Source organism: Staphylococcus shinii (assembly GCF_017583065.1).
Classification (GTDB): domain Bacteria; phylum Bacillota; class Bacilli; order Staphylococcales; family Staphylococcaceae; genus Staphylococcus; species Staphylococcus shinii.
This window is the reverse complement of record NZ_JAGEVL010000016.1, coordinates 1-7,614: the sequence shown is the minus strand read 5'-3', so window position 1 is coordinate 7,614 and position 7,614 is coordinate 1. Positions and strand designations below refer to the sequence as shown.

Annotated in this window: 8 protein-coding genes and 1 pseudogene; 8 read left to right on the top strand and 1 reads right to left on the bottom strand. The window is 30.2% G+C overall.

Annotation, left to right across the window (positions count from 1 at the left end):
• Window positions 1–26: 26 nt before the first annotated feature.
• The 6 genes from J5E45_RS14225 (at window position 27) to J5E45_RS14200 (ending at window position 4,083) form a co-directional block, all read left to right on the top strand.
• On the top strand, window positions 27–410 hold the full coding sequence (locus J5E45_RS14225) for a plasmid mobilization protein (protein WP_208182378.1): 384 nt from the start codon (window positions 27–29) through the stop codon (window positions 408–410).
• Window positions 392–592 carry a hypothetical protein gene (locus tag J5E45_RS14220; RefSeq protein WP_208182377.1) on the top strand — a complete coding sequence of 67 codons (201 nt, stop codon included), beginning with the start codon at window positions 392–394 and terminating at the stop codon, window positions 590–592. The genes J5E45_RS14225 and J5E45_RS14220 overlap by 19 nt, the downstream gene beginning before the upstream one ends.
• Window positions 579–1,526 (top strand): relaxase/mobilization nuclease domain-containing protein, encoded by a 948-nt coding sequence (locus tag J5E45_RS14215; RefSeq protein ID WP_208182376.1) that lies wholly within the window; start codon window positions 579–581, stop codon window positions 1,524–1,526. The genes J5E45_RS14220 and J5E45_RS14215 overlap by 14 nt, the downstream gene beginning before the upstream one ends.
• The gene (locus tag J5E45_RS14210) at window positions 1,495–1,950 is read left to right on the top strand and encodes a DUF334 domain-containing protein (RefSeq protein ID WP_208182375.1); all 456 of its coding nucleotides are present in this window, start codon (window positions 1,495–1,497) and stop codon (window positions 1,948–1,950) included. The genes J5E45_RS14215 and J5E45_RS14210 overlap by 32 nt, the downstream gene beginning before the upstream one ends.
• 732 nt (window positions 1,951–2,682) lie before the next feature.
• Window positions 2,683–3,543, top strand: a complete 861-nt coding sequence (locus J5E45_RS14205) for a replication initiation protein (protein ID WP_070039727.1) — start codon at window positions 2,683–2,685, stop codon at window positions 3,541–3,543.
• Between the two features lie 30 nt (window positions 3,544–3,573).
• The gene (locus tag J5E45_RS14200) at window positions 3,574–4,083 is read left to right on the top strand and encodes a helix-turn-helix domain-containing protein (RefSeq protein ID WP_070039725.1); all 510 of its coding nucleotides are present in this window, start codon (window positions 3,574–3,576) and stop codon (window positions 4,081–4,083) included.
• Between the two features lie 1,003 nt (window positions 4,084–5,086).
• Here J5E45_RS14200 and J5E45_RS14195 read toward each other — a convergent pair.
• Window positions 5,087–5,557: a hypothetical protein gene (locus tag J5E45_RS14195; RefSeq protein WP_070039721.1), complete on the bottom strand. Its 471-nt coding sequence runs from the start codon at window positions 5,555–5,557 to the stop codon at window positions 5,087–5,089.
• Window positions 5,558–5,641: 84 nt separating this feature from the next.
• Here J5E45_RS14195 and J5E45_RS14190 point away from each other — a divergent pair, with 84 nt between their 5' ends.
• Together J5E45_RS14190 and J5E45_RS14185 are read left to right on the top strand one after the other, a co-directional pair.
• Window positions 5,642–5,857, top strand: a complete 216-nt coding sequence (locus J5E45_RS14190) for a hypothetical protein (RefSeq protein ID WP_070039719.1) — start codon at window positions 5,642–5,644, stop codon at window positions 5,855–5,857.
• Window positions 5,858–6,311: 454 nt separating this feature from the next.
• Window positions 6,312–7,255: pseudogene (locus J5E45_RS14185) on the top strand (replication initiation factor domain-containing protein).
• The last annotated feature ends 359 nt before the right edge of the window (window positions 7,256–7,614 follow it).

The window sequence follows — 7,614 nt, the reverse complement described above, 5'->3', positions numbered from 1 at the left end:
ATTTCGAAGAAACGTGGTGGGATTGAATGAGTGAACATGATAATAATTTGGCTAGCGATTTGTCTGTTGGAGAAAACCAAAAACCCAACCGCAAAGAGCCAAAACAAATTAGTTTCAGAGTGAGCGAATACGAATATGAAAAGTTAAGGTCATCGGCCGAAACTTTGAATATGAGTGTGCCGAATTTCGTTAAGAAAAAGGCACATGGTAGTCGATTGGTAGCGCCCAAATTTGATAAAGAGACGCGACAATCGATTGCCAAAGATTTAAGTAAGTTGGGGGCGAATGTGAATCAGATTGCTAAATATTGCAATCAACATCAACATGACGCACCAAATTATGAAGGCTTGGAATATAATATAAATGCAGTACGTGAAAGGTTGGATGAAATATGGCAAAACCTAAATTAAGACTCTATTTTAATATTGTTGTTGCTATTGTGTTTATCAGTTATTTAGGATTAATAATTTTCACTGATTTTCCAGATGCCAAATGGTCTTTTTGTTTTATAGTCTTAATAACAATTATTTATATTATTAGAGATATATTAGCTCCCAAACAAAAAAGAAGTGATGATAATGGCAACAACTAAATTAGGTAATACCAAATCGGCAAGTCGAGCAATCAATTACGCAGAGAAACGTGCAGAAGAAAAAAGTGGTTTGAATTGCGATGTAGATTATGCAAAATCGGCTTTCAAACAAACAAGAGCTTTGTATGGCAAAGAAGATGGAATTCAAGCACATACAGTTATTCAGTCTTTTAAACCTGGCGAAGTAACTCCAGAACAATGTAATCAACTCGGCTTAGAACTTGCAAAAAAGATAGCACCTAATCATCAAGTAGCTGTTTATACGCATACAGATAAAGACCATTATCATAATCATATTGTGATTAATTCAGTTGATCTAGAAACTGGAAAGAAATATCAAAGTAATAAAAAACAACGTGATTTAGTCAAAAAAGAAAATGATAATGTCTGTCGTGAACATGGTTTGAGTGTGACAGAACGTGGCACTGCCAAAATGAGATACACGCAAGCAGAAAAGGGCATTGTGTTTGATAGAGAAGAATATTCTTGGAAAGATGAATTACGTGAATTGATTGAAAATGCAAAAGAACATACAAGCAATTTAGAGACGTTTTCAGAGCATTTAGAAGAAAAAGGGGTAGAAGTTAAGCTTCGTGGCGAAACAATCTCATATAAGCCTGAAAATGCAAATAAATGGGTGCGTGGAAGAACGCTAGGTTCAGATTATGAAAAAGGGGCGATTGACTATGAGCATGAAAGACATCAAGAACAACAAAGAGAGCCAGAATACGCAGACGGATTCAAGGTCAATTTGGACGCAGTCGAGCAACACACAGAACAACTTAAACAACGAAGAGTTGAACGAGCTCAAGAGACAAAACAAGCTAATCGTAAAATATCTAGCAGAGATACAAGAGAATCAGAAAATCAGAGAGAAAGAACACAAAGAAACAACGTCCGAATTGAAAGAGGCAACGAAGGAATTTCGAGATAAAAGCTTAAAGATTCGTAATGATTTTGTAGATGTACTTCAAGAAAAATTAAAACATGTTGATACAGAAGAATTAAAAGATATATTAGGCAGAGATATTTACAGAGTACGAGAAGAAAATGACCGTATGTTGCAAGAAGTAAGAGCGTCACATGAACACTATAAAAAAAGACAAAAGCAATTATTTACAGGTATTGGGGCAATGTTGTTAGTCTTTATGCTATTTGCTTTAATTATGACCATAGGCAGTGACTTTATGAGTTTCTTGCATGTAGATATATTACAGAAAGCCATAGCGAGCAAAATAAGAGCGTCTGAGGGCTTTATGACATTTGTTTGGTATATTGCTTATGGTTTACCTTATATATTTGCTATAGGACTATTTATTGGCTTGTATGAATGGATTAGAGCAAAGTTCCGTGATTAAAAAATAGAACACGCATTTATGCCGAGAAAATCTATTTGCCGATGAGAGCCCTTAATTAGACTTAAAGCGCCAGCGGTCAATAGCGTCAGCTATTAAATCGACCGATGGACAGCTTTAGGATTATTAAGGAGCGCAGCATCGTCGGCAAATAGAGGAATTGGAATAAAGCAAAATTGGTTTATAGTTATTAATATTATATAAGGAGGTAAGAGTTCAAGCATTTTAAACAATGTTTTAGGCTCTTATTTTTGTTGTGTATCAATGGTAACGAATGAGTGTAGCGATTGAGTATGAGAAGTTTTTGATATTACTTTTTTAAAAAAGTAATGGGTTAGATCTTTAAAATAAATATAAATTCTGAACGAATTTATTCATTTTTGAAGTGGTTTTGAAATGGGGTGAAATTGTCTCGAACTTTATATAATCTTTTTAAAACTTTTTAAACCCTTTTTAGATACCATTTTAACCTTACTGCGAGAAAGAGTTCCAGACCTTAAAGGCATGCTTTTGCCACATTAAAGGCATGCTTTTGCCACATTAAAGGCATGCTTTTGCCACATTAAAGGCATGCTTTTGCCACAAATATGGCATATATTTTTATTTAACATGCCTTTAGTTTAATGTTACTATTATTACAACATTTTAAAGCATAAAAAAATAGTACTAAAGGAATTGTCTTAGGAAAACCTTCCTTTAGTACTATAATACATAATATGTAGGAGTGATTATAACATGTCTGGAGAGACTGTTGTATATAGAAATGAAATGAATCTAATCCCATTAAGAAAATTCACGAGTGTAGAAATTAATTTATTTTTTGCTATGTGTAATAAATTAAAAGAACAAGATACAAACACTTTAACTTTATCTTTTGATGAATTAAAAGAATTAAGTAATTATAGCCCAGAAACTAGAAATATAAATCGTTTTGTTGATGATTTACAGAGAGTATACGATAAAATGCTAGAAATCAGATATACAATTCGTACAGAAACAAAAATTAAAAAATTCGTACTTTTTCATAGATATGAAATTGACCTAACTGAGAAATACTTAGAAATCGCTACTTCGCCAGATTTAAAGCATATATTAAATGAAATTACTTCAGATTTTACAAAGTTTGAACTACAGGAAATGACTCATTTAAAATCAACATATGCTAAAAATATGTTTAGAATACTAAAACAATACAAACATACAGGTTATTTAAAAATGAGTATTGAAGATTTTAGAGAGCGTTTGGATATTCCTAATTCCTATCGTATGACAAATATAAACCAATACGTATTATCTCCTATAATCAAAGAACTCGGTTTTATATTTAAAGATCTTACGATTAATAAAATCAAAGCTAAGAAAAGCCGTAAAATTGAGTGGTTAGAATTTACTTTTGAACCTGAGAAACGCATTTATTCAAAGCGACAACCTAAAATGGCGAATATAGGTAAGAAGACACAAAATATAAATCGTGAGATGACGCCAAAATGGTTAGAACAGAAAAAATATGAACCCATCAAACCCAAAACAACTGAATTTACAGAACAACAACGACAGGCATTTTTAGAGAAAATGAATAAACGTGAAAAATTATGAGCATATAAATAAAGTGGGACGTGTTATTTGATGAAAACAGTAAAAGAAGTCTCTGAAATTTTAAATGTTTCCAAACAAACAATTCACTACCATCTAAAAACCTTACCCGAGGATTTAAAAGTTAAAAAAACAGGTAATAAGACCTTAATAGATGATAGTATAATCGCTTATTTAGAATCGGTTTTGAATAAAAGGTCATCAAGTAAATCAACAAAAAATTCGTCAATCTTTGATGAAAAAATGACAAAAGAATCGACAAACAAAGAAGGACCTATGAAGGCAAGTTATGACAGATATATTGATAAATATATCTCACATTTAGAATCAGAAATCCGACAAAAGAATCGACAAATTGACGATTTAACAATTGCCTTAAAACAAGAACAATCATTAAACTTAAATAGCCAAAATATATTAAGTCATAATGAGTCTATAGCGTCCGATGATTTAAATACAAAAGAAGATGTTTTTGTATCAGAAACACCAGATCAAAATCAACAAAAACAGTCTATTCTCTCTAAACTGTTTCAAAAAAAGTAACATATATCCTAATTAAAAAAGAATAAGCATTATTTTAAATAATTCGAATTATAAATTCCTTCATGACAGTATTATTCCTTATTAATGATCTGAATTATAACAAGAATCAACACCTATAACCCTTGTCATATCAATAGTTATATATATTCCCTAAAATGGAACTCAGTTCACTTTTTTAGACTACTATGTTATTATATGAGTAACAAAAAGTGTGATGTTCTTTGTACATCAAAAACCCCCACAGCCGTCCAAAGCTTTGTGGGGGTTTTCTTTTATCATTTGAATTTATCATAGAGATAATTTGAGATTATCCCTGTAATAATAGGACAAATGACTATCGTAAGAACAAAAAGTGCAATATTCATTTGTACATCGCACCCCCTTTCCGCACAGGAAGTGCCTTTCTATTGTAACAAAAATAATCAATTTAAAACGATACTTTGTAACATGAAATTTTGAATGAATATACAAAGTATCGTTTTATGAAAAATCATGAAAACTTGTCAAAAGAACAATGTATAAAATATGTATAAATAGCGATAAACGATAAAAGCCCAAAATACTGATTTAACAGTATTTTGAGCTTTTTGTTTGGTTAACATAATAAAGTCTTATAGGTAGTAAAAACGTATATACTATACATGAACATAAAGACGAGCTTCTCAATGGATTTATTAATCCATTTATATTCGGTGATTTTCGTAATGAAGATTAAAAACATTTTAAATTGTATTGTTTAAATAAATGATTCGTAGTAAATTGTGCAAAGAGGTGTTTTAATGATTACCGCTATATTAAGCGTATTATTTATAATTTCATTTGTTACTATATTGTTAGTACTTCAATTGTTTGTAGGTAATACACAACAAAAAGTAAAAAAACTGTCAGATAAAGAAGTAAAGATTGATAAAAAAAGTTTATGGAGATCTTTTTTTTTATATTTAATTTTAGCAATATTAATAGTAATAGTCCATGTATTTAAATAAATACATGGACTATTACTTTATTTATGACCTGTTTCTTTATTTCCATTTGGATAAGTTGTGGAAGTTACCCATTTTGCTGTTCCTATTTTTTTAGTTTTAGCTTTATTTTTATATAATTTTGCATGATGTTCTATTTGTCCCACTTTATTAATATATTCTTTATCTGTAATATATATAGTTTTTAACTTACCTACATTTTCTGTTAAATGTCCAGTAGCTGTCCCTGCTGCCACCGCACCTATTCCTCCACCGGCTGCCGCTCCTATAGCTCCAGCCGTTGCATACCCAATTGATTTAGTTGCAAAATCACTTGCAGCCGTAGACGTATTAACTGTAGTGAAATATTTAAATCCTTTAGTTGCAGCTTGTGCTTCATGATGAGATGAAGTTATAGAATTTATTGATGTTTCTGGTGCGGTAATTGCTATTGAAGATAGCAAAGCCAAAGATATTGTTGTCGTTCCTATTTTTCTTATTAAACTATTCATTTTTTCACTCCTATAATATATTCTTGTGAGAGTTTAACAAAAAATATATTACTTTCAATAATCAAAATAATAAAGGAGAATTTTATGACTTATGAAAAAATGACTAAAATAGCATTAATTATCTATATAATAATAGCTTTTATTAGCTTCTTGGCTGGATTAAATTGGTTAGCTTATATATGTTTAGGTGTTCTATTTATATTTTTATTCTTTGTTGCTTATAAAAAGAGAAGTAAGAAAGATTTTATTATATTAATTGTGGCTATAATTATTCTTTCTGTTTTGTTAATGATTATTTAATCAGTTTTTATATCTGAGATCTGATTTTATTTAGATTGGGTTTTTTTATGTTTTTAAATTATAGGTTTTGTAGAGAAATCTTTAGGTACATATATGGATAAAATGGGATAAAACATTTAAGCACTAAATCCCAATGTTCCTTTTTAAGTTCCTTGTCATCACTGGGCTTTTAATATTTTGATTTTATTACAAGTATTGTAATTTTAAAAAACAAAAAAGACTTAATCTTATTAGACCAAGTCTTTCGATAGTGTTATATTAATACACAAATAAAAAAGAAGTCGCTCACCCCAAACCGACCAAAGTTTTTGTGAACGACAATTCAAAATAAAATATAAAGGATTATGTTTTATTATTTTTTGTATATCTAGATATTAAACGATATAGGTTTATTCTTCAAGATATATATTTGGGTTAGCGACTTCTTAAATAAAAATAAGGAGCCGATTTTTTTATGAGTAAAAAAGAACAAGAAATCTATTCAAAACAAGGTGCAGAATGCAAAAATTTAAATTTTTCTAAAACCGCTACTCTAATAGCCGGTTAAACCGACATACTATGTACACCCCCGAACCAAAATTAAGTTTTGACGCTATGACTATTGTTGGAAATCTTAATAAAAACAATGCTCAAAAACTATCTGAATTTATGAGTATTGAGCCACAAATAAGACTTTGGGATATACTTCAAACTAAATTTAAAGCTAAGGCGCTACAAGAAAAAGTTTATATTGAATATGACAAAGTAAAAGCAGATACGTGGGATAGACGTAATATGCGTGTTGAATTTAATCCAAATAAACTTACGCATGAAGAAATGCTTTGGTTAAAACAAAATATTATCGATTACATGGAAGATGACGGTTTTACAAGATTAGATTTAGCTTTTGATTTTGAAAATGATTTAAGTGATTATTATGCAATGACTGATAAATCAGTTAAGAAAACTATTTTTTATGGTCGTAATGGTAAACCAGAAACGAAATATTTTGGTGTTCGTGACAGTGATAGGTTTATTAGAATTTATAATAAAAAACAGGAACGTAAGGATAATGCAGATATTGAAGTTGTTTCAGAACATCTATGGCGTGTAGAAATTGAATTAAAAAGAGGTATGGTTGATTATTGGAACGATTGTTTTAATGATGTACATATATTACAACCAGATTGGAAAACTATCGAACGTACTTCTGATAGAGCAATGGTTTTTATGTTGTTGAATGACGAAGAAGAATGGGGAAAATTAGAAAGACGTACTAAGAATAAATATAAAAAATTAATCAAAGAAATATCTCCAATTGATTTAACTGATTTAATGAAATCGACTTTAAAAGCGAACGAAAAACAATTGCAAAAGCAGATTGATTTTTGGCAGCGTGAATTTAAATTTTGGAAGTGAATTAAATTTTATACACATAAGTGATCATAAAATTTATGAACGTATAGCAACCACCATTTTTGGTTGCTGGTGTTTTGATTTTGAATTTGATTTTGAACTATGAGTGGCTAGCAATTTGCCACTCATTTTTTGCGTAAGCAAAAACATAAAGGGTATGGGAATATTCCCATCAAGCCGGTATATTCAGAACGAAGTGGCTAGAATATACGACGCTTGCCAAACCACATTATGACTTGAAATTTTGTTGATTATCATATAATCTACAAATATAGAAAGTCATATATTTCGAAGAAACGTGGTGGGATTGAATGAGTGAACATGATAATAATTTGGCTAGCGATTTGTCTGTTGGAGAAAAC